Annotated in this window: 17 protein-coding genes and 1 tRNA gene; 17 read left to right on the top strand and 1 reads right to left on the bottom strand. The window is 64.3% G+C overall.

The annotated features are described in order from the left end of the window. Positions 1-39: 39 nt before the first annotated feature. From AC2TC0_RS11905 to AC2TC0_RS11825, 17 genes are all read left to right on the top strand, one after another. On the top strand, positions 40-690 hold the full coding sequence (locus AC2TC0_RS11905; protein ID WP_484717739.1) for an XrtA/PEP-CTERM system exopolysaccharide export protein: 651 nt from the start codon (positions 40-42) through the stop codon (positions 688-690). 28 nt (positions 691-718) lie between these two features. Beyond that, positions 719-2,260 (top strand): XrtA system polysaccharide chain length determinant, encoded by a 1,542-nt coding sequence (locus AC2TC0_RS11900; protein ID WP_484717738.1) that lies wholly within the window; start codon positions 719-721, stop codon positions 2,258-2,260. Positions 2,261-2,276: 16 nt separating this feature from the next. Further along, positions 2,277-3,248: a P-loop NTPase family protein gene (locus tag AC2TC0_RS11895; protein ID WP_484717737.1), complete on the top strand. Its 972-nt coding sequence runs from the start codon at positions 2,277-2,279 to the stop codon at positions 3,246-3,248. Beyond that, a complete protein-coding gene (locus tag AC2TC0_RS11890; protein ID WP_484717736.1) occupies positions 3,245-4,912 on the top strand; it encodes a hypothetical protein in 1,668 nt (555 codons plus the stop codon). The genes AC2TC0_RS11895 and AC2TC0_RS11890 overlap by 4 nt, the downstream gene beginning before the upstream one ends. Positions 4,913-4,933: 21 nt before the next feature. Beyond that, the gene (locus tag AC2TC0_RS11885) at positions 4,934-6,052 is read left to right on the top strand and encodes an XrtA/PEP-CTERM system-associated ATPase (protein ID WP_484717735.1); all 1,119 of its coding nucleotides are present in this window, start codon (positions 4,934-4,936) and stop codon (positions 6,050-6,052) included. 14 nt (positions 6,053-6,066) lie between these two features. Continuing rightward, positions 6,067-6,927, top strand: a complete 861-nt coding sequence (locus AC2TC0_RS11880) for an XrtA system polysaccharide deacetylase (RefSeq protein WP_484717734.1) — start codon at positions 6,067-6,069, stop codon at positions 6,925-6,927. Next, positions 6,924-7,988, top strand: a complete 1,065-nt coding sequence (locus AC2TC0_RS11875) for a FemAB family XrtA/PEP-CTERM system-associated protein (RefSeq protein WP_484717733.1) — start codon at positions 6,924-6,926, stop codon at positions 7,986-7,988. Before AC2TC0_RS11880 ends, AC2TC0_RS11875 begins: the two co-directional genes overlap by 4 nt. 129 nt (positions 7,989-8,117) lie before the next feature. Beyond that, a complete protein-coding gene (locus AC2TC0_RS11870) occupies positions 8,118-9,338 on the top strand; it encodes a TIGR03087 family PEP-CTERM/XrtA system glycosyltransferase (protein ID WP_484717732.1) in 1,221 nt (406 codons plus the stop codon). Next, the gene (gene xrtA / locus AC2TC0_RS11865; RefSeq protein WP_484717731.1) at positions 9,335-10,201 is read left to right on the top strand and encodes an exosortase A; all 867 of its coding nucleotides are present in this window, start codon (positions 9,335-9,337) and stop codon (positions 10,199-10,201) included. Before AC2TC0_RS11870 ends, xrtA begins: the two co-directional genes overlap by 4 nt. Before the next feature lie 32 nt (positions 10,202-10,233). Next, positions 10,234-12,129: an XrtA/PEP-CTERM system amidotransferase gene (locus tag AC2TC0_RS11860; protein WP_484717730.1), complete on the top strand. Its 1,896-nt coding sequence runs from the start codon at positions 10,234-10,236 to the stop codon at positions 12,127-12,129. A gap of 82 nt (positions 12,130-12,211) precedes the next feature. Beyond that, positions 12,212-13,369, top strand: a complete 1,158-nt coding sequence (locus AC2TC0_RS11855) for a GNAT family N-acetyltransferase (protein ID WP_484717729.1) — start codon at positions 12,212-12,214, stop codon at positions 13,367-13,369. Further along, a complete protein-coding gene (locus AC2TC0_RS11850) occupies positions 13,366-14,226 on the top strand; it encodes a transcriptional regulator (RefSeq protein WP_484717728.1) in 861 nt (286 codons plus the stop codon). The genes AC2TC0_RS11855 and AC2TC0_RS11850 overlap by 4 nt, the downstream gene beginning before the upstream one ends. Before the next feature lie 74 nt (positions 14,227-14,300). Then, positions 14,301-14,519, top strand: coding sequence for a translation initiation factor IF-1 (infA, locus tag AC2TC0_RS11845; protein WP_010162480.1), 219 nt, complete (start codon positions 14,301-14,303; stop codon positions 14,517-14,519). A gap of 2 nt (positions 14,520-14,521) precedes the next feature. After that, positions 14,522-15,115 carry a Maf family protein gene (locus AC2TC0_RS11840; protein WP_484718122.1) on the top strand — a complete coding sequence of 198 codons (594 nt, stop codon included), beginning with the start codon at positions 14,522-14,524 and terminating at the stop codon, positions 15,113-15,115. Beyond that, positions 15,108-16,091 carry a ribonuclease gene (locus AC2TC0_RS11835; protein ID WP_484717727.1) on the top strand — a complete coding sequence of 328 codons (984 nt, stop codon included), beginning with the start codon at positions 15,108-15,110 and terminating at the stop codon, positions 16,089-16,091. Before AC2TC0_RS11840 ends, AC2TC0_RS11835 begins: the two co-directional genes overlap by 8 nt. Next, positions 16,081-16,275 (top strand): DNA gyrase inhibitor YacG, encoded by a 195-nt coding sequence (locus tag AC2TC0_RS11830; RefSeq protein WP_484717726.1) that lies wholly within the window; start codon positions 16,081-16,083, stop codon positions 16,273-16,275. Before AC2TC0_RS11835 ends, AC2TC0_RS11830 begins: the two co-directional genes overlap by 11 nt. Positions 16,276-16,372: 97 nt before the next feature. After that, positions 16,373-16,448, top strand: a tRNA-Phe gene (locus tag AC2TC0_RS11825). Between the two features lie 87 nt (positions 16,449-16,535). Here AC2TC0_RS11825 and AC2TC0_RS11820 read toward each other — a convergent pair. Continuing rightward, positions 16,536-19,457 (bottom strand): TonB-dependent receptor, encoded by a 2,922-nt coding sequence (locus AC2TC0_RS11820; RefSeq protein ID WP_484717725.1) that lies wholly within the window; start codon positions 19,455-19,457, stop codon positions 16,536-16,538. Positions 19,458-19,651 lie beyond the last annotated feature (194 nt).

Below are 19,651 nucleotides of genomic sequence, written 5' to 3'. Positions count from 1 at the left end.
CCGCTCGAACGGGGCCGCGTGGTGGAAGGGTGAAGCGATATGACGGGATTTTTGGCACTGGCGCGCACGATGCTGGCAAGCGGTCTGGCCGCCATCATGCTCACGGCTTGCGCCGGCGGCCCGGGTGGTAGCGCGCAACTGCCCGCTGCCAATTTTGTGGACGGGCAGGAAGGGCCCGGCGATGAATATGTCATCGGCCCGCTCGACGAGCTTAAGATCTTTGTGTGGCGCAATCCCGAACTGGGCGGGACGGTGCAGGTACGGCCCGATGGGCGCATCACCACCCCGCTGATCACCGATCTGCCCGCCGTGGGCAAAACGCCGACGATGCTGCAGCAGGATATCAAGCTTCAGCTCAGCCAATATATCAACGATCCCATCGTCAGCGTGATCGTAACCAGCTTTAACAGCACCTTCTCGCAGCAGGTGCGCGTGGTCGGCGCAACCGAAAAACCCGCCTCCATTCCGTTCCGCGCCAACATGACCGTGCTCGACGCGATGATCGCTGTTGGCGGCCTGTCCGAATATGCGGCGGGCAACAAGGCGCGGCTGGTGCGTTACGAACCGGGCACCGGCAAACAGAGCGAATATGCGCTGCGCCTGGGCGATCTCATCAAACGCGGCGATATCAAGGCCAACGTCCGGCTCCAGCCAGGCGATGTCATCATCATCCCCGAAAGCATGTTTTGACCCGCTTGCCGCGCGCTGAAAGCACAAAATGAACGGCCTGTACGACGAATTCCGGATTGCCCTGCACAGCGTGTGGACGCGCCGCTGGCTGGTGTTGGCGGTCGCGTGGGGGATTTGCCTGCTTGGCTGGCTGATGATCGCGATGATCCCCAACAGCTATGAATCGCGGGCTCGCATTGTCGTTCAGATCAACGACATCCTGCCCGATGCGTCGGCCAGCGGCGGCCTGTCGAACCAGCAACAGATCGACCAGATTCGCCAAACGCTCACCGGCACGCGCAACATGGAGCGGGTCGCAGTGGCGACCGGCCTGATCGCGGCCAATGCCAGCGACCGCGACAAGCAAGATGTCGTGGCGATGCTGCAAAATAATATCAAGGTTATTGCCCAACAGGATAATATCTTTGAATTAATCTCGACAGTTGGCGTGGGCAGCCTGTCCGACGCCGACAATGCCAAATTGGCCAGCGCCGTGCTCGATAGCCTGATCACCGTGTTCCGCGAGGAACAATTGCGCGGCGGCCAGATGAACGCGCGCGACAGCCTGAAATTCCTCGATGGCCAGCTGGCGAGCCGCGAACAGGCGTTGCGCCAGGCCGAGGCCAAGCGCGCCGCGTTTGAAGCGGCCAATATCGGCATGATTCCGGGCGGCAGCGGTTCGCCGGCGATGCGGCTCGAACAGCTCCGCAGCGAACTGACGCAGGTCGAAGGGCAACTGGCAGCAGCACAGGGTGGACTGGCGGCAGCCAATGGCCAGCTTGCGGGCGTTCCCGCTACCGTTGCTGCGCCGGGCCTCAATGCAACCGGCGGCGGGGTCGCGCGTCAGCAATTGGCGGGTGCGCGCGCCGAACTGGCGTCGCTACGCGCGCGCGGGCTTACCGATGCGCATCCCGATGTTCTGGCGCTTAAAGCCCAGATTGACGCCCTTGCGGCGCAGGCGGCGCGCGAAGGACCGAACGCAGGCGGTACTGCGCCCAATCCGGCTTATACGTCGCTCGCGGCGGTGCGCGCCGAACGCCAAGCAACCGTCAGCGCGCTCGCCGCGCGCAAGGCACAGCTGAATGGCGAGATCGCCCAAATCACCGCCAAGCGGATTGCCGAACCCGGCATCGCGTCCGAATATGAACGGCTGAACGGCGATTACCGGGTGCAGAAGGACCAATATGACCGGCTGCTGGCCCAGCGCGAGCAGGTGCGGCTGCGCGGTCAAGTGGACACCGAATCTTATGCGCTCCGTGTCGAACTGACCGATCCGCCGAGCAAGCCGCGTGCACCCGTCGCGCCCAATCGCCCGCTATTCCTGGCACTGGTGTTGATCGCGGGCATTGGCGGCGGCATCGGCACGGCCTTTGGCCTGGCGCAGGTTCGCCCCACCTATGCGACGGTTGGCAAGCTCGCGCGCGCGAGCGGGCTACCGGTGATCGGTTCGATTACCGAAGTTGTCACCCCGGCGCGCCGCACCGACCGCAAACAGAAACTGGTCTGGCTAGGCGGCGGCGGCGTCGCGCTGCTCGCTCTCTTCGCGCTCTTGCTGGTCGTTGAGTTTGTCCAGCGCGGCATGGTCGCGTGAGGCGGAGGAGGCAGCCATGACCGAGCACCGTCCCATCAAGAAATCCGCCTCTTCGCTGGAGCGCGCCGCTGATTTCTTTGGCACCGATCCGCTGGCCAGCGCTCCGGCAATCGACCTGACGGGGTTGCCGCCGGAACCCGGCAAACGCATGCGCCGCGCGCGGGTGCAGGCACCGCTCGCCGAGGTTGCGCCTGCGGCCCCGGCTGCGCCGGCCGCAACCCCGCGCGCCGAGCCAGCCATCACACCCGCCCGCAACGGCACCATCAATGCTGACGCGTTGGCCACGATGGGGATGATTGTCCCCGGCAGTGCGGTCAGCGGCATCGCCGAGGAATATCGCATCATCAAACGCGAGCTGATCCGCGGCATCACCGGCGCGCCCGGGCGCCCCATGCTGCCGCGCGGGCACCGTATCCTGATTGCCTCGGCCAACCCCGGCGAAGGCAAGACCTTCAGCGCTATCAATCTGGCGCTCAGCCTCGCGGCCGAGGCCGATCATGACGTGGTGCTGATCGACGGCGATATGGCGAAGCCGAGCATCGTCCGCACACTCGGCCTTGAAGATGGCCCTGGTTTGATGGACGCGCTGGCCGATCCGCGCCTGCCGGTCGGTGACTGCCTGATCCAGACCGATCTGCCGCGTCTCAAGGTCATGCCCTCAGGCCAATCGACCAACGGTGACAGCGAGTTGCTCGCCTCGTCGCGGACAGAGGCGTTGTTGTCGCGGCTCGAGGCGGGTGCGCCGGGCCGCATCATCCTGATCGATTCGCCGCCGATCCTCGCCGCGTCGCCCGCCGCCGTGCTGGCAGGACATGTGGGCCAGCTGGTGATGGTGGTACGCGCCGATGAAACGCTGGAACCGTCGCTGCGCGATGCGGTCGGGCTGGTCAGCGCCTGCCCGCACATCCAGCTGCTGCTCAATGGTGTCAAATTTTCCCCCGGTGGCCGCCGCTTCGGCACCTATTATGGCCAAGGAAGCGGCGCATGATCCGCACTGGGCTCATTCTCGCCATGCTGATTGCGGCGGTCCCGGCGCAGGCGCAGGATTTTGGCGGCCCCGCGCCTGAAGCCAGCGATGCAAAGCCCGCCGCCGCCGCTCCTGCCGAAGCGCGCCGTCCGCGCCAAACGCGCACCGAAGTCCAGCCCTATCTGGAAGTTGGGGCGATCCTGACCGCCGACCTCAAAAACGGCGGCGATGTGTTGACTTATTCCACCGTCGCTGCCGGGGTCGATGCGAGCATCACCACGCGCCGCGCCGAACTCGCCGCCAGCATCCGATATGAACGCCGTTTCGGCCTGTCGGACGGGCTGGCCGATCAGGACGTGATATCGGGCCTCGCTCGCGGACGCTTGGAAGTGGCCCGCGGATTCAATTTGGAGGCCGGCGCACTCGCCAGCCGGACGCGCGCCGATGGGGCGGGCGCCGCCAACAATGTCATCACCGGCAATCGCAGCAATGTGGCCAATGTCTACAGTGTCTATGCGGGTCCGACTTTTGCGACGCGCATTGCCAATCTGGATGTCGGCGCGGGCTATCGCTTTGGCTATAGCAAGGTTGATATCGAAAGCGCCGCCATCCTTGCTCCCGGCACGCTGGCCGCCGACGTGTTTGACGATTCAACCAACCACGCCGCCTGGGCCAGTGTCGGCCAGCGGCCCGGTGACCTGCCCTTTGGCTGGCAGGTGTCGGGCGGATGGGAACGCGAAGAGGCAAGCCAGCTCGACCAGCGCTTCGACGGCAAATATGTCCGCGCCGATGTGACCGTGCCGATTTCACCCAGCGTCGCGCTGCTCGGCGGGGTCGGCTATGAGGATATTGAAATAAGCCAGCGCGAGCCGCTGCTCGACGCGGGCGGAGTGCCCGTGCGCACCGTCAATGGCCGCCTTGTCACCGACCCCACCAGCCCGCGCCAACTGGCCTATGACATCGACGGCCTGATCTGGGACGTCGGCGTGATGTGGCAGCCGAGCCGCCGCACTTCGCTGACGGCAAAAGTCGGGCGGCGCTATGGTGACACCATCTTCACCGGTTCATTCAGCTATCGCCCCAACCACGCCATGCTGTTGCAGGTCGGCGTCTATGACGGCATTTCCAGCTTTGGCCGCTCGCTGTCGAACGGGCTTTCGGACTTGCCGACACAATTCGAATTCGTCCGCAATCCGCTGGATGGCGGCATTGGTACCTGTGTGTTCGGCAATCAGGGTTCGGGCTGTCTAAGCCCTGCGCTCGGCAGCGCCACGGCAACACAATTCCGCAGCCGGGGCGTGCAGGCGCTGCTGTCGCGCACTGCGGCGGGATGGAATTTGGGTGTCGGTGGCGGCTATGACCGGCGCAAATTGCTGGTTCCGGCGAGTTCGGTGCTGGCCCCCTTCAATGGCATAACCGACGAAAATTATTATGCCTTCGTCTCGGCCGCGCGCCAGCTGGATCGCGATAGCGACCTGACCGGTACCGTCACGTTCAACTACTTCGATAATGGCGCGCCCGGCGCGGGCGATGTCACGGCGATGGGGGCGGGGGTCACCTATACCCATCGTTTCTGGCGCCAGCTCACGGGCACGGCGGCTGCCACGCTCAGCAGCTTTGATCAGGATGGCTTCAACAGCGAACTCATCGGTTCGGCGCTGCTGGGCCTGCGTTACAATTTCTGACCGGAAGGCGGGGATAAACAAATGTACGATCAATATTATGGCCTTAAGGGACGCCCGTTTCAGCTGACCCCCGATCCGCATTTCTATTTTGAAAGCGCAACGCATCGCAAAGCCATGTCCTATCTGGGCTATGGTCTGGCGCAGGGCGAAGGTTTCATCGTGATTACCGGTGACATTGGCGCGGGCAAAACCACGTTGGTCGGCCATTTGATGAACAACATCGATCCCAATCGATTGACCGCCGCGAAGCTGGTCTCGACCGCGGTCAGCGGTGAGGCGTTGCTCCAGCTTATCGCCGAACAATTCGGCCTCGACTGGGAAGGGCTGGGCAAGGCCGAGCTCTTGAGCTTCATCGAACAATTCCTGCGCGAAGAGGCGCGCGCCGGGCGCCGTACGTTGCTGATTGTTGACGAGGGGCAGAATTTGCCGGTCGTGGCCCTTGAAGAGCTGCGCATGCTGTCCAATTTCCAGCTGGGCGGCCATTCGCTGCTCCAGATCTTTTTGCTCGGCCAGCCCGAGTTTCGTGCCACGTTGTTCCAGTCGGCGACGCTGGAACAACTGCGCCAGCGCGTGATTGCAACCCACCATCTCGACCCGATGGAGCCTGAAGAGGTCGAGCCCTATATCCTGCACCGGCTTGGCAAAGTTGGCTGGTCGGGCAACCCGACTTTCGCGCCCGATGCCATTTCCTTGCTGTATGAACATAGCGACGGTGTGCCGCGCCGCCTGAATGTGTTGGTCAGCCGGGTATTGCTGTTGGGCGCGCTGGAAAAGCTCAGCCGCATCACCGGCGCGCATGTGCGCGCAGTGGTCGCCGAAATGTCGGCGGACGGCGGCTTTAATCAGCCCGTGGCTGCTGCACGCGCACCCGCGCCTGTTGCACAGGCTGAACCCGAACTGGTGCTGACTGCGCGCGCGCCCGAACCGGCGTCAGCAGAAAAGCTGAGCTGGCCGCCCGCACCAGAGGTGGCACCCGGCGCGCCCGGGCCAAATATAGCCGCGCTGGAAGCGCGTATCGCCGCGCTGGAATCCCAGATCAGCGACCATGACGAAGTCCTGCGCCGCGTGCTCGACCTGCTGATCGAATGGGTCGAACGCGATCCTGCAGGCGCGCCACAAATGAACAATTGGGCCGCCTGAGCGGGATATGCCTCATGATAATCAATGGGCTGTCGGTTGATATTGAGGATTGGTTTCAGGTCGGTGCCTTTGAAACCACGATTGACCGTGCCGACTGGTCAAAGCTCGACTGCCGTGTTGAACGCAATTGTGATGCCGTACTGGCGCTGTTCGATGCCGCCGGGGTCAAAGGCACCTTCTTTACGCTGGGCTGGGTGGCCGAGCGGTATCCGGCGCTGATCCGGCGCATCGTTGCGGCGGGGCATGAGCTCGCCAGCCATGGCTATGACCATGCCCGTGTCTTCACCCTGACCGCCAACCAGTTCGCCGCCGATTTGAAGCACAGCCGTGCGATCCTAGAGGATGCGGGCGGCACCGCAGTCACCGGCTATCGTGCCCCCAGCTTCTCGATCGACCCGCGCACGCCCTGGGCGCACGCCATCCTGGCCGAACAGGGCTTTGCCTATTCATCGAGCGTCGCGCCGGTGGTGCACGATCATTATGGCTGGCCCGCCAGCCCGCGCCATGCGTGGCGGCCGCTCGCCGACAGTGATCTGATCGAATGGCCGGTCACCACCGCGCGCTTTGCCGGGCGCAGCGTGGCAGCCGGCGGCGGCTTCATGCGCATCCTGCCCTATGGCGTCACCCGCTGGGCAATCGAGCAGATTAACGGGGAAGGTCACCCAGCCATCCTCTATTTCCACCCTTGGGAGATTGACCCTAGCCAGCCGCGCGTCGCGGGCGCTCCGCTAAGGTCGAAACTGCGCCACTACACTGGCTTGTCGGCCATGGCTGGCAAACTGCAACGGATGCTGGGTGATTTCCAATGGGACCGCGTTGATGCCATCGTCCCGGAGCTGGCGGAGCGCGCCACCGCGTGGCGTGAGGCGGCATGAATGCGCCGTACCATCCACGGCCCGCATTGACCGTCGCCCCGCTCACCGATGCGTGCGCGTGGGACACATTCGTCGCGGCATCACCCGCCGCCACCCCCTTTCACAGTCGGGCTTGGAGCGAAGCCGTGTGCGCCGCCACCGGCCACCGCGCGCATGCGTTGGCGGCACGTGATGGGGCAGGGCAAATCACCGGAATCCTGCCGCTACATCATGTCAAATCGCCGCTGTTCGGGCAGGCGTTGGTCGGTAGCGCGTTCGGGGTTAGCGGCGGAATCCTCGCCAAGGACGAAGCCAGCGCCGCAGCACTTGCGCATGCCGCCGTCGGTCTCGCCAGCCAGCTCGGCGTGCCTACCATCGAGCTGCGCGGTGGACCCATCCCTGTAGCGCCGCAGTGGTTGGGAGAAGACGGTGCCTACGCCGGCTTCGCCCGCAACCTTGCCGCCGATGACGCCGCCGAGCTGCTCGCCATCCCACGCAAACAGCGCGCCGAGGTGCGCAAGGCGCTCGATAGCGCGCTGACCGTCAGCACCGGCAGCGGAGAGGTGGAACAGCGCGACCATTACCGGGTCTATGCCACCAGTGTCCGCAACCTTGGCACCCCCGTCTTCCCGCGCGCGCTGTTTGCCGAAGTGCTCGCGCGTTTCGGAGGGGCGGCTGACGTTCTGACCGTTCGAGCGAATGGCCGCCCAATTGCGAGCGTCCTCAGCCTTTACTGGCGCGGCACCGTGATGCCCTATTGGGGTGGAGGGCTGGCCGAAGCGCGCAAGGCCCGCGCCAACGAACTCCTCTATTTCGCGCTGATGCGGCATGCCCGCGCTCGCGGCTGCACCCGCTTCGATTTCGGGCGGTCGAAAGTCGGCACGGGACCCTTTGCCTACAAAAAGAATTGGGGCTTTGAACCACATCCGCTGGTCTATGCGCGGTGGCTCGCAGCGGGTCAGACTGCGCGGAACACCAATCCGGCGAGCGCACAATATCAGCGCCGCGTCGAATTGTGGAAACGCCTGCCGCTATGGCTCGCCAACGCTGTGGGCCCGCATATTTCGCGCGGACTGGGGTAGAATGCGAACCGGCTCGCCAGAACACCGCAGTGCTGAGCTTGTCGAAGCACGTGGCGCAGGACAGCACTGTCGGTGCATCCACGCGCCGCGCCCTTCGACAGGCTCAGGGCTTCGGTTGAGTCGCGAACAATGACCGAAATCCTGTTCCTCGCCCACCGCGCGCCGTGGCCACCCGACCGCGGCGACCGGATCCGCAGCTGGCATATGTTCGAAGCGCTGACGAAGTTGGCCCCGGTGCATGTTGCTGCGCTGTGCGACAGCGAGGCCGACGCCGACACCGCGCGCACCAAACTCGCCCCGTTGACCGTCAGCCTCAACCTCGCAGTGCGGACGCGCAGCCGCCCCGCCGCGCTGTTGCAATCGCTCGTCCGCCGTGCACCCGCAAGTGTTACCGCCTTCGGTCATGCGGGCCTTGCCCGGCACGTTGGCAATCTGTTGAGGCACGGCAATATCACCCATATCGTCGGCTTTTCGGGCCAGATGGGCCAGTTTATCCCTCCGCGCGATCACTTTGCTGGGCGCGTCGTAATGGATTTCGTCGACGTCGATTCGGCAAAGTTCCATCATTACGCTGAGGGCGAGGCCAATCCAGCGACCCGCTGGGTTTACGCCCGTGAGGCGCGTGTGCTTGCTGCCTATGAAGCCAAGATCGCTCGACGCGCCGATGCCAACCTCTTCGTCAGCACGGCTGAAGCGGCGCTGTTCCGCGCCCGCAGCGGCCTTGGCGCCGATCGGGTCCATGCGCTGGAAAACGGTATCGACACCGCCCGCTTTGCGCCTGACGCTGACTTTGTCCGCCTGAGAAAAGGCAAAGGCCGCCTGATCGTCTTTACCGGCCAGATGGATTATCGGCCCAATATCGATGCTGTGCGCTGGTTCGGGCAACATGTTTTCCCCATCGTCCGCAAGCTCTACCCGGCCACCCGTTTTGCGGTTGTGGGCCGCACCCCGACGCCCGAGGTGACAGAAATGTCAGGCTGGCCCGGCATCGAGGTGACGGGCGAAGTGCCCGATGTGCGCCCGTGGCTGGCCGCCGCCGATGTGGTGGTCGCGCCGCTGTTGATGGCGCGCGGCGTGCAGAACAAGCTGCTCGAGGCAATGGCAATGGCGCGGCCGGTGGTCACAACCCCCGCCGCTGCCGAGGGCATCGACGCTGCTCATGGCGAGCATTTGCGCATTGCCGATCCCTTGGCGATGGAAGCAAATATGGCGCGAGAGGTGCTCGAGCTGTTCGCAAACCCTGCGACTGCTGCTGCCATGGGCGAAGCAGCGCGCCAGCGCATGATTGATCGCTATGGCTGGGAAGCGATGCTTGCCCCGCTCGCGCGGCACTTGGGATTGCCGTCATGACGCTGGCCCGCCCCTGGCACCGCCCCCTTGTGTCGCTTGCACTGTTGTGGGTGACCATTGCCGCGCTGTTCGCGCGCGACATTGCGCATATGGTCAGCATCTGGTGGACCAGCTCCACCTACAACCATATTTTGCTCATACCGGCGATACTCGTTTGGCTGGTCGCTGAACGCGCCAGACTTGTCGCGACATTGACGCCAACACTCTGGTTGCCGGGCGGGCTGGCGCTGCTCGGGGCGCTTGGTGTTTGGGCGGCCGGGCAGGCGACTGACATTGCTTTGCTCCGCCATCTCGGCGTCGTGCTTTTGCTGCAAGCCACCGTGCTAGTGGCGCTCGGACCCGTGCTCGTTCGTGCACTGGCCTTTCCACTCGCCTATACTTGGTTGCTGGTGCCATTTGGTGACGAAGTCGTGCCGTTGTTCCAGCATATCACGGCGCAGCTGACGATGCCGCTGCTCGCACTTTCAGGTATCCCGGCGACGCTCGATGGCCTTTACATTACCACCCCCAGTGGCATGTTTGTGGTGGCCGAGGCCTGTTCGGGCGTCATGTTTCTGGTCGCGATGGCGGCCTTCGCCATGCTCGCCGCGCACCTGTGTTTCAAAAGCTGGAAGCGGCGCATCGTCTTTGTCGCCAGCGCGCTGCTGACCACCATCCTTGCCAACGCCCTGCGCGCTTTTGGCACTATCGTGATCGCGGAAAACTGGGGCCATGCCTATGCCACCGGTGTCGATCACCTTATTTATGGATGGGTTTTCTTTGCGGTCACGCTGATTGCAGTGATGCTGGTCGCCCATCGTTGGTTCGACCGGCCCGCCAATGATCCTGCCATCAATATCGAACGGCTCATCCGAAATGGCTGACCACGGCCGCGAAAGCGGTTAGGGCCCATGTCATGTGCGGCATTGCAGGTCTTTATCATCACGAAACGGCTAAACCGGTCGATCCGGCACGCGTCCGCGCGATGCTTGCCCCTATGGGCCATCGCGGCCCCGACGGGTCGGGCGTTTGGACAGCGCCCGGCGTTGGCCTGGGCCACCTCCGCCTCTCGGTCATCGACATCGACGGCAGCCCGCAGCCGATGCACAGTGACGATGAAGCGGTCACCATCAGCTTCAACGGTGAGATCTATAACTTCCAGGAACTCAGGCGCGAACTTGAAGGGCGCGGCTATCACTTCCGCACCGACGGCGACACCGAAGTCATCATCGCGGCTTGGCGGCAATGGGGCGAGGGGTGCCTCGCGCGCCTCAACGGCATGTTTGCCTTTGCCATTCACGATGCCAGGCGCGGCTGCCTGTTCCTCGCCCGTGACCGGCTCGGCGTCAAACCGCTGCATCTGGCACAGCTTAGCGACGGCGCGCTTGCCTTTGCCAGCGAACTCAAGGGCCTGCTTGCGCACCCGCTGCTGCGCCGCGAAGCCCGGCTGAGCGCGGTCGAGGATTTCCTGGCGCTTGGCTATGTCCCCGACGACACCAGCATCCTTGCGGGCGTCGAAAAGCTGGCAGCGGGCCATTATATGCTTATCGAACGGGGCAAGCCGGTGTCGCCGCCGACCTGCTGGTGGCGGCCCGATTTCTCGCGCAGGGTCAAGGCCAGCGAGGGCGAATGCGCCGAACAACTTGTCCACCTGATGCGTGCCGCGGTGCGCGACCGCATGGTTGCCGATGTGCCGTTGGGGGCTTTCCTCTCGGGCGGGGTCGACAGCAGCAGCGTCGTCGCGCTGATGGCCGAGGCGAGCAGCAAGGCGGTCAAAACCTGCACCATTGGCTTTGACCAGGCTTCGCTCGACGAAACCGTCTATGCACGGCAAATCGCCGACCGTTTTGCCACCGACCACCGCAGCCGCATCGTTGCGGCGGACGATTTTTCGCTGATCGACCGGATCGCCGACCATTTCGACGAACCCTTTGCCGACGCCAGCGCACTCCCGACATTTCGGGTCTGCGAACTTGCGCGCGAAGAGGTGACGGTGGCATTGTCCGGCGATGGCGCGGACGAGGCTTTCGCCGGTTACCGCCGCCATGTTTTCCAGCATCAGGAAGAACGGCTGCGCGGTTTCATCCCCGCCGCGCTGCGCCGCAGCCTGCTAGGTCCGCTGGCGCGCGTTTGGCCGCAACTGGACTGGGCCCCGCGCCCCTTGCGCGCCCGCGCCACGCTCGCCAGCTTGGCGCGCGACGGTGCCACCGCTTATGCCGAAGCGGTCGGCGTCACTGCGCCCATTCAGCGCGCGCGGCTGTTCAATGACGCGGCACGTACCGCACTGGGCGACCATCGCGGCGAGGCGCGTTACTGGCAGGCGATGGCGGAGGCACCAGCCCGCGAGCCGCTCGACCGCGCGCAATATGCCGACCTCAAAATCTGGCTGCCCGGCGATATCCTGACCAAGACCGACCGGATGAGCATGGCGGTCAGCCTGGAAGTGCGTGAACCGCTGCTCGACTATCGCCTTGTCGAATTTGCGGCCAGCCTGCCGGCGTCGATGCGCGTGTCAGGCGGGCAGGGCAAAGCGATTATCAAGCGTGCCATGGAACCCTATTTGCCGCGCGAAATTCTGTATCGGCCAAAGATGGGGTTCGTCACGCCGATTTCGGCCTGGTTTCGCGGGCCACTCGCGGAAACGGCGCGCGCGCTCGCCGCTTCATCCACGCTCGCCCGGTCGGGCTGGTTCAATATGGCCGAGGTCGGCCGCCTCGTCGCCGCACACCAGTCGGGCCGCCGCGACCATGGCCGCACCATCTGGCAAATGCTGATGCTGGAAAAGGCTATGGCGAAGGTGTTTGGGCTGTAGCGAAACGCTCTCCCCTTCAGGGGAGGGGCTTATCGGCTGCAAACCCACCCGATCTTAACCACCCACCGCTACCCTGCAGCGGATGATTCACTACCGCGCCATCCGCCCCAGCGAGCATGGCCCGCTTGGCGCGGGTGTCGTCGATCCGTTGGCGCTCACTGCCGAATTTGCCGCGCAATGGGATGCGCTCGCCACCAACGCCAGCGAACCCAATGCTTTTGCCGAACGCTGGTGCCTCGCCCCCGCGCTGCAACTGCTCGACCCGCAGCGCGCCGCTCGGCTGGTCGCGGTCGAAGCAGCTGGCGAGCTGATCGGCCTAATTCCGCTGGCGACCGCCAGCCGCTACGGTCCGCTTCCGCTTCGCCACAGCGTCACTTGGGCGCACCCCAATCATTTCCACGGCGCGCCGCTGGTTCGCGCTGGTGCGGAGCTGCCCTTTTGGCAGGCGCTGCTGGGCTGGTGCGATGCTGACGCGCACGGCGGCGCGCTGCTGCAGCTCCAGCGCCTTACCGAGAATGGCCCGCTGCACTGCGCCTTGCTCGAAGCGATCGCCCTGCGCGGCCAGACCAGTACTGCGCCCGTCCACCGCGAAACCCGCGCGCTGCTGGACAGCGACCTCGCACCACAAGCCTATTGGGAGGCCGCGGTCCGTCCCAAGAAACGCAAGGAATTGCGTCGCCAATCGGCGCGCCTTGCCGAAATGGGCCCGCTGGAGTTTCGCCATTGGCAAGCGGGTGAACCGACCAGCCCATGGCTCGATGCCTTCTTCGCGCTCGAGCTGGCGGGCTGGAAGGGGCAGGCGGGCAGCGCGCTCGCCAGCGATCCAGCAACCGCAGCGTGGGCGCGCACCATTGTCGCGGGTGCGGCAAGCGCAAAGCGTCTCGACATGCGCATGCTCGCCCAAAACGGCGCGCCCATCGCGATGCTCGTCAATTTCCTCTGCCCGCCCGGCGGCTTTTCGTTCAAAACCGCTTATGCCGAGGGACTTGCGCGTTTCTCCCCCGGCGTGCTGCTGCAACAGGCGAACCTTGATCTGCTGGCATGCGCCGACCTTCAATGGATCGACAGCTGCGCCGCCCCCGGGCACCCGATGATCGACAGTCTCTGGCGTGAGCGCCGCAGCCTTGTCTGGGTCAATGCCGCCATCGGTGGGCGGGCGCAGCGCCTGCAATACGCCGCGCTGACCCGCGCCGAGGCGGCATGGCGGCGGCTTCGCCCGGCAGCGGAGGAACCCGCATGACCAAACACACCCCCATCACCCGCACGATTTTCGACGATAGCGCGCGCGCCGCCTTCGCCGCGCTTTATCCCGAAACGCCGGGACCGCTGCGTCACAATCTCGAAATCCACCCGCTGCTCACTCTCGATGCGCTTGCAAGTCTTGCCGAGGCGCTCGGCCCGGACAGCGTCGAATATAACCCGGGCGCGCTCCCCATCGGTATCGCGCCAGAGGATATTCCGCACAGCGCCCTTGGCATCGGCGAAACCATCCGCACCATCGCACAGAACAAAAGCTGGGCGGTGCTCAAAAACATCGAGGCCATGCCCCCTTACCGCGCGCTCCTGATGGACCTGCTCGGCGAACTCGCTGCCACCGTCGAGCCGCGCACAGGCCCAATGCTCACCCCGCAGGGCTTTATCTTCATCTCCTCGCCGCGCGCGATCACGCCCTTCCATTTCGATCCTGAGCACAACATCCTGCTCAACATCTGGGGCAACAAGGTAATGCACGTCTGGCCGGCCGGCGACGAGCGCTTCGCCCCCGCGGCCGAACATGAACGCTACCACGGCGGCGGCCACCGCAACCTGCCGTGGGACGAAGCTTTCCAGGGCCAGCAACTGAGCGTCCCCCTGGGCCCTGGCGATGCAGTGCACATGCCGGTGATGGCCCCGCATTATGTGGAAGTCGCCGATGCCCCCGCGCTGTCACTCAGCATCACTTGGCGCTCGACATGGAGCTACCGCGAAGCCGAAGCCCATGCGGCGAACAAATGGCTGCGCCGGTGGGGGATAAGCGCACCTATGCCACCACGATGGCCGGGGCAGGCGCGGGCAAGGTCGCTGCTGTGGCGAGCGGTGCGGCGGTTGGGCGCGTAGCCTCCGCTTCCCATCTGTTGCAAATGCCGCTATGGGCGCGCATCGCATCAAACTTATGGATTTGTGACACTCGCATGGCGAAAGAAGAATTACTGGAAATGCGCGGCCAGGTGGTCGAGCTGCTGCCCAACGCGATGTTTCGCGTGAAGCTGGAAAATGACCATGAAATCCTGGGCCATACCGCCGGGAAGATGCGCAAAAACCGCATTCGCGTGCTCGTTGGCGACGAAGTGCTTGTCGAGCTGACCCCCTATGACCTGACCAAGGGTCGGATCACCTATCGCTTCAAGTGACCATGGACATGCGCGCCGCGCCGCTGCTCGTCCTTGCCTCCTCCTCGCCGCGCCGCCGCGAACTGCTTGCCCAGATTGGCGTCACGCCCGCGCGCATCGCTTCGCCCGACATTGACGAGACTCCGCGCAAGGGCGAACTCCCCCGCGATTACGCGCTGCGCATGGCAACCGAAAAGGCTGCTGCCGTCTCCCGTGCCGACGGTGAAGTGGTGCTGGCGGGCGACACCGTCGTCGCGCTCGGCCGCCGCATCCTGCCCCGCGCCGCAGACGCGGCTGAGGTCGCGCAGTGCCTAACCCTGTTGTCGGGGCGCCGCCACCGCGTGTTTTCGGCCATCGCCATGGTGGATAGCGAAGGGCGGCTGCGCACCCGCCTGTCCGAAACCATCCTCACCTTCAAACGCCTGCACGCGCAAGAGATCGCCGCCTATGCCGCGCATGGCGAAGGCGAGGGCAAGGCGGGGGGCTATGCCGTCCAGGGCCGCGCCGCGATGTTCGTGCGCTGGCTGGCAGGCAGCCATTCGGGCGTCGTCGGGCTGCCGCTTGCCGAAACCGCCGCGTTGCTGGCGGCGGCGGGTATCATCGCGCACCATGGCTGAATGGCTGTATGAAGACGGCATCGGCGAGCGCCGCGCCGTGCTGGTTGAGCACGACGGCATCATCGCCGCCGAAGTTGAGCGTGACGATGAGGGGCCCGGCGTCGGCGCGGTCCTGCCCGCGCGGCTGATCGCGCACGACCGTCCCCGCCGCCGCGCCCGCGTGCGCATTGCGGACGGCAGCGAATTGTGGCTGGCCGGAGCGCCCGCCACGCTGACCGAGGGCGCCGAGGTGACCATTGAAGTCACCCGCACGGCATTGCGTGAGGCAGCGCGCGCCAAGCCCGGGCAGGCCATCGTCAGCGACGCCGCCCCGCGCCCCGCGCCCAGCCTGCGCGCGCGCCTCGCCGCCACCGGCCATCCCATTTGCGAGCGTCGCCCAGCGTCCACGCCTGATGCGCTCGAGGCTGCGGGGTGGAGCGAACTCTTGGATACCGCGCGTTCGGGTGACTGGCCGTTTCCGGGCGGCGCGCTCGCCATCGCGCTCACCCCGGCGATGACACTGATCGACATCGACGGCGAGCTCGCCCCCGAAGCGCTCGCCGAAGCCGGGGCGCACGCGGCGCTGGCGGCGATCACCGCGCTGGGGATAACGGGTTCGATTGGAATCGACTTTCCCACGCTGGCCAGCCGCGCCGCCCGCCAGCGCATGGATGCGCTGCTGGAAACCGGCCTCACCGGCACCTGGGAAAAAACCGCCATGAACGGCTTTGGCTTTGTCCAGATCGTCCGCCGCCGCGAGCGGCCGTCGCTGCTCGAACGGGTGCAGTATGAACCGGCGCTCAGTGACGCGCTCGCGCTGCTGCGCCATGCGGAACGCGCGGTCGGGGCCGGGGTGCTGACGCTCAGCGCGCGCACCGCTGTTATTGACCTGCTCGCCGCTCGTCCGCACTGGCTGACCGCGCTGGAACAGCGCACGGGCCGCGCCGTTGCCCTTGCTACCGACAACAGCCTCAAAGGATGCGGCCATGCCCAATAGTAATGCACGCTGCCCGTCGTGCGGCAAGCCACGCGACCCAGAATTTCGCCCCTTTTGCAGCCGCGGCTGCCGCGACCGCGACCTTATCAAATGGTTCGGCGAAGACTATCGCGTGCCGGTCAATGATCCACCCGACGGCGGGCTTGATGACGGCATTGCCGGGGGCGGTGATGGGGGCGAATAATGCGTTACCAGACCGTCACAAAGGCGCTGGACAGCACGAAACCGCATCCCTATAGCCGCGCTTCGTTTCGCCGCCCACTGGGTTGGCAGCGGCCCGTGCCCGGGTAGCTCAGTTGGTAGAGCATGCGACTGAAAATCGCAGTGTCGGCGGTTCGATCCCGTCCCCGGGCACCATTATTCCCCACCTTTGCAATGAAAAACCCCGGCCATCCTTGCGAATGACCGGGGCCTTTCAACCCTGATTTCAATTTCTTCGCCGCGTCAGAATTTGATCCCGGCGCCAATGCCATAGCGGCGCGGGTCAAGCGTGAAGACGTTGGTGAACAGACCCGACGACTGGTCGGTGACGTAGAGGCCGGTGACCGACTGGCTGTCAAAGATGTTCTGGATGAACGCCTTCACAAACCAGCGGTTGTCGCCGCCATTCAACTGGATTTGCGCATTGGCCTGCGCATAGCCGTTGATCTCGTTGATCCGCCCATTGAAGATATTGCCATAGCTGTCGCCGGTATAGGCAAGGTCAAAGCGCGGGACGAGGGTCATGTCGGTGCCGATATCGGCGGTGTACTGGACGCCGACGCTGAACTTGTAATTCGGCGCCTGCGGCAGTTCATTGCCGCGGATGTTCACCGGCACCCCGGCATTTTCGATGGTGATGCCGCCGAATGCAGTGCCAACCGCACCGGCGGCCTGCGCCTGCAACACCGAACAGATGCCGAAAGCGCCTGGCGAGTTGATGCCGCTGTTCGGGCCAAAGCTGGTCGGGGCGCGCAGGCCCAGGCTGGCGTTGATAGCGGTTACAAACCCTGCGGCTCCCGCCGCATTGCCGGCCGTGGTTGGCACCACGGCGCAATTGGCACCGTTGGTGATATCCTTGATGATCACCGTGTCCGAACGCCCGCCCGACGGATCGCGCGGATTGCCAAGGAATTTGTCGCTCGACACTTTGGTGTGCAGATAGGACGCGCCCATGTTGATCACCCAGTTGGGTGAGGGCGTGATTACCGCTTCGGCTTCCAGACCATAGATTTCGGCATCGACGTTGTCGTTGACCGAGGTGCGTGCAACGATGCGGCTAAGCTGCAAGTCTTTATATTTGTAATAGAAACCGGTCAGGTTTAGCTGCAGATCGCCAAACCGGTTCTTGCTGCCGATTTCAAAGCTATCGACCAGTTCGGGGACAAAGCTTTCATCGACCGCAAAGATCGGTTGCAGCGGCGGGTTGATCCCGCCCGACTTATATCCGCGCGAATAAGAGAAATAGAGCAGATTATCGGGCGTGATCTGCCAGTCGAGCACCGCACGACCGGTAACTTCGTCAAAACCGACTTCGCGTTCCTGGAACAGCTGGTTGCCTGCCAAGCCAGGATCGGCATCAAACGACCCGACAAAGGGTGAATTGAAGACATTGCCGGTCTGGGTGAATGGCACCAGGAAGCTGGCCAGCGTTGATCGCGCGCGCACCGATTTCTTGTCGTTGGTGTAACGCGCGCCCACCGTCAGCTTGATGCCATCGGACAGTTCCCAATATGCCTCGCCGAACAGGCCATAGGACCGCACATCGAGCTGGTCGGTATTGTTGCGGAAGAATGGCGTGCCCAGATAGGATGCCGGCAGCGGACCGCCCGCTGCGGGCGGGTTGCCGAGCGCGGTAAAGGTGCCCAGGATACCGGTTAGATAGTCGATGCCGAAGCTGTTCACATAATAGCTGTTCTCAGACAGGCTGAGTTCGCCATAGATGCCGCCGACGACGAAATTCAGCGGCCCGTCAAAATCGGTGCTGACGATCAGTTCGCCTGACCAGCTGGTGCTTTTCTGGTTCGACCGGTCAAAATCCTGTGCCGTCGGGCTGCAGATGCTGTTGCCGCCATAGGAACCAAGCCCAGTCGGGTCGGTGTCCGAGGTGCAAAGGTTGCCCGTCGGCCCGCCTGGGATCAGCGCCGCCCGGATCGGGTTTAAATAGGCGGCCAGCGCTGGCCCGCCAGCGCCTGTCGCCAGCGCTTGCAAGTTGGTCAGCGCAGGCGTGAAGAAGGAACGGTTCTGCACCGACAGGTTGTAATCCTGGCGACTGTCGACGCGGGCTTTCTGATAGATACCAGCCAGCGACACGTTGATCGCGCCCAGATTCTGCTCCAGCCGTCCCTCGATCTGCAATTCGTCAGAGAAATATTCGGGCGTGAAGTCAGTATTGACCACACGCGGATCGGCGGGGCTGACGAAACCCGCCAGCGAATCCGGGCCATACAGGCTGCCGAGCGCCAGTGACGTCGGCAATCCGCGGATGGCAAAGAATTCGGCGCTGGTCAGCACGCCGACAAACGTCGAATTCCCATTGGTAACACCGGGATCACGCCGGTTGTTAAGGCACCCCAGAACGCCGGTTGGGTCGCGCTGGCAATATTGTTTCTGGATGCGCATGCGATCACTATCCTCGCGGAAATAATATCCGAGGATATCCAGCGTGGTGCTGTCGCTTGGCTGCCAGCGGATCGAGCCGCGCACCGCATACATATCGCGACCGTCAATGTCGCTGCCGTCGAACAGATTTTCGGTGTAACCGTCGCGTTTCAGGTAAAAGCCCGCCGCGCGAACAGCCAGCGTATCGCCCAGCGGGATGTTGATCATCCCCTTGGCCTTGATGCTGTTGAAATTGCCGTATTCGCCTTCGGCGCTACCGGCAAATTCACCCAGTTTGGGCTTGGCGGTGATGACGTTGACCACGCCCGATGTTGCGTTGCGGCCGAACAGCGTGCCCTGCGGCCCGCGCAGCACTTCGATGCGTTCAAGGTCGAAAAATTCGGTTTCAAACAAGCGCGTCCCGACCAGCGGCGATCCGTTCAAGTGGATGGCGGTGGCGCTGTCGCAGCTGACCCCGACGCACAAGTCGCCGATGCCGCGGATCGTAAAGCTGGACGAGGTGAAATTGGTTTTGGTGAAAGTGATATTGGGCAACGTCAGTTGCAGGTCCGCCGGGTTCTCGATTTGCTGCGCTTCCAGCGATTCCGCGCTGAAGGCCGACACGGCGATGGGCACGTCCTGCAGGCGTTCCGATTGGCGCTGCGCCGTAACGACGATTTCGCCGCCGAATGCATCGGTCTCGGTTTCTTCGGCGTCCTGCGCGAAAGCAGGGGAAGTCAGGCACAACGCCATCATCGACGTGCCCAGCAATGCTTTAAATTTCATGTCCGTCCTCCCAAATCCGGGCCGCTGTAATCGCGGCCGCGAAGCCCAAAACTCAATGGGAGAGACGCTTGGAAGACCAGACCGCTTTGCACGGCTCTGTGCGGAAGGGGTGGCAGCGCGCAACGACCGCCATGGCCGGCAAATGCAGCCTGTTCCCTATCCCGCCGGCGTCGGGGACCACCGGCACTCCCAGC

This window comes from Sphingopyxis sp. sgz302558, from assembly GCF_057220455.1.
The sequence above is the reverse complement of the archived record's forward strand: the minus strand, read 5'-3'. Positions and strand labels throughout refer to the sequence as shown.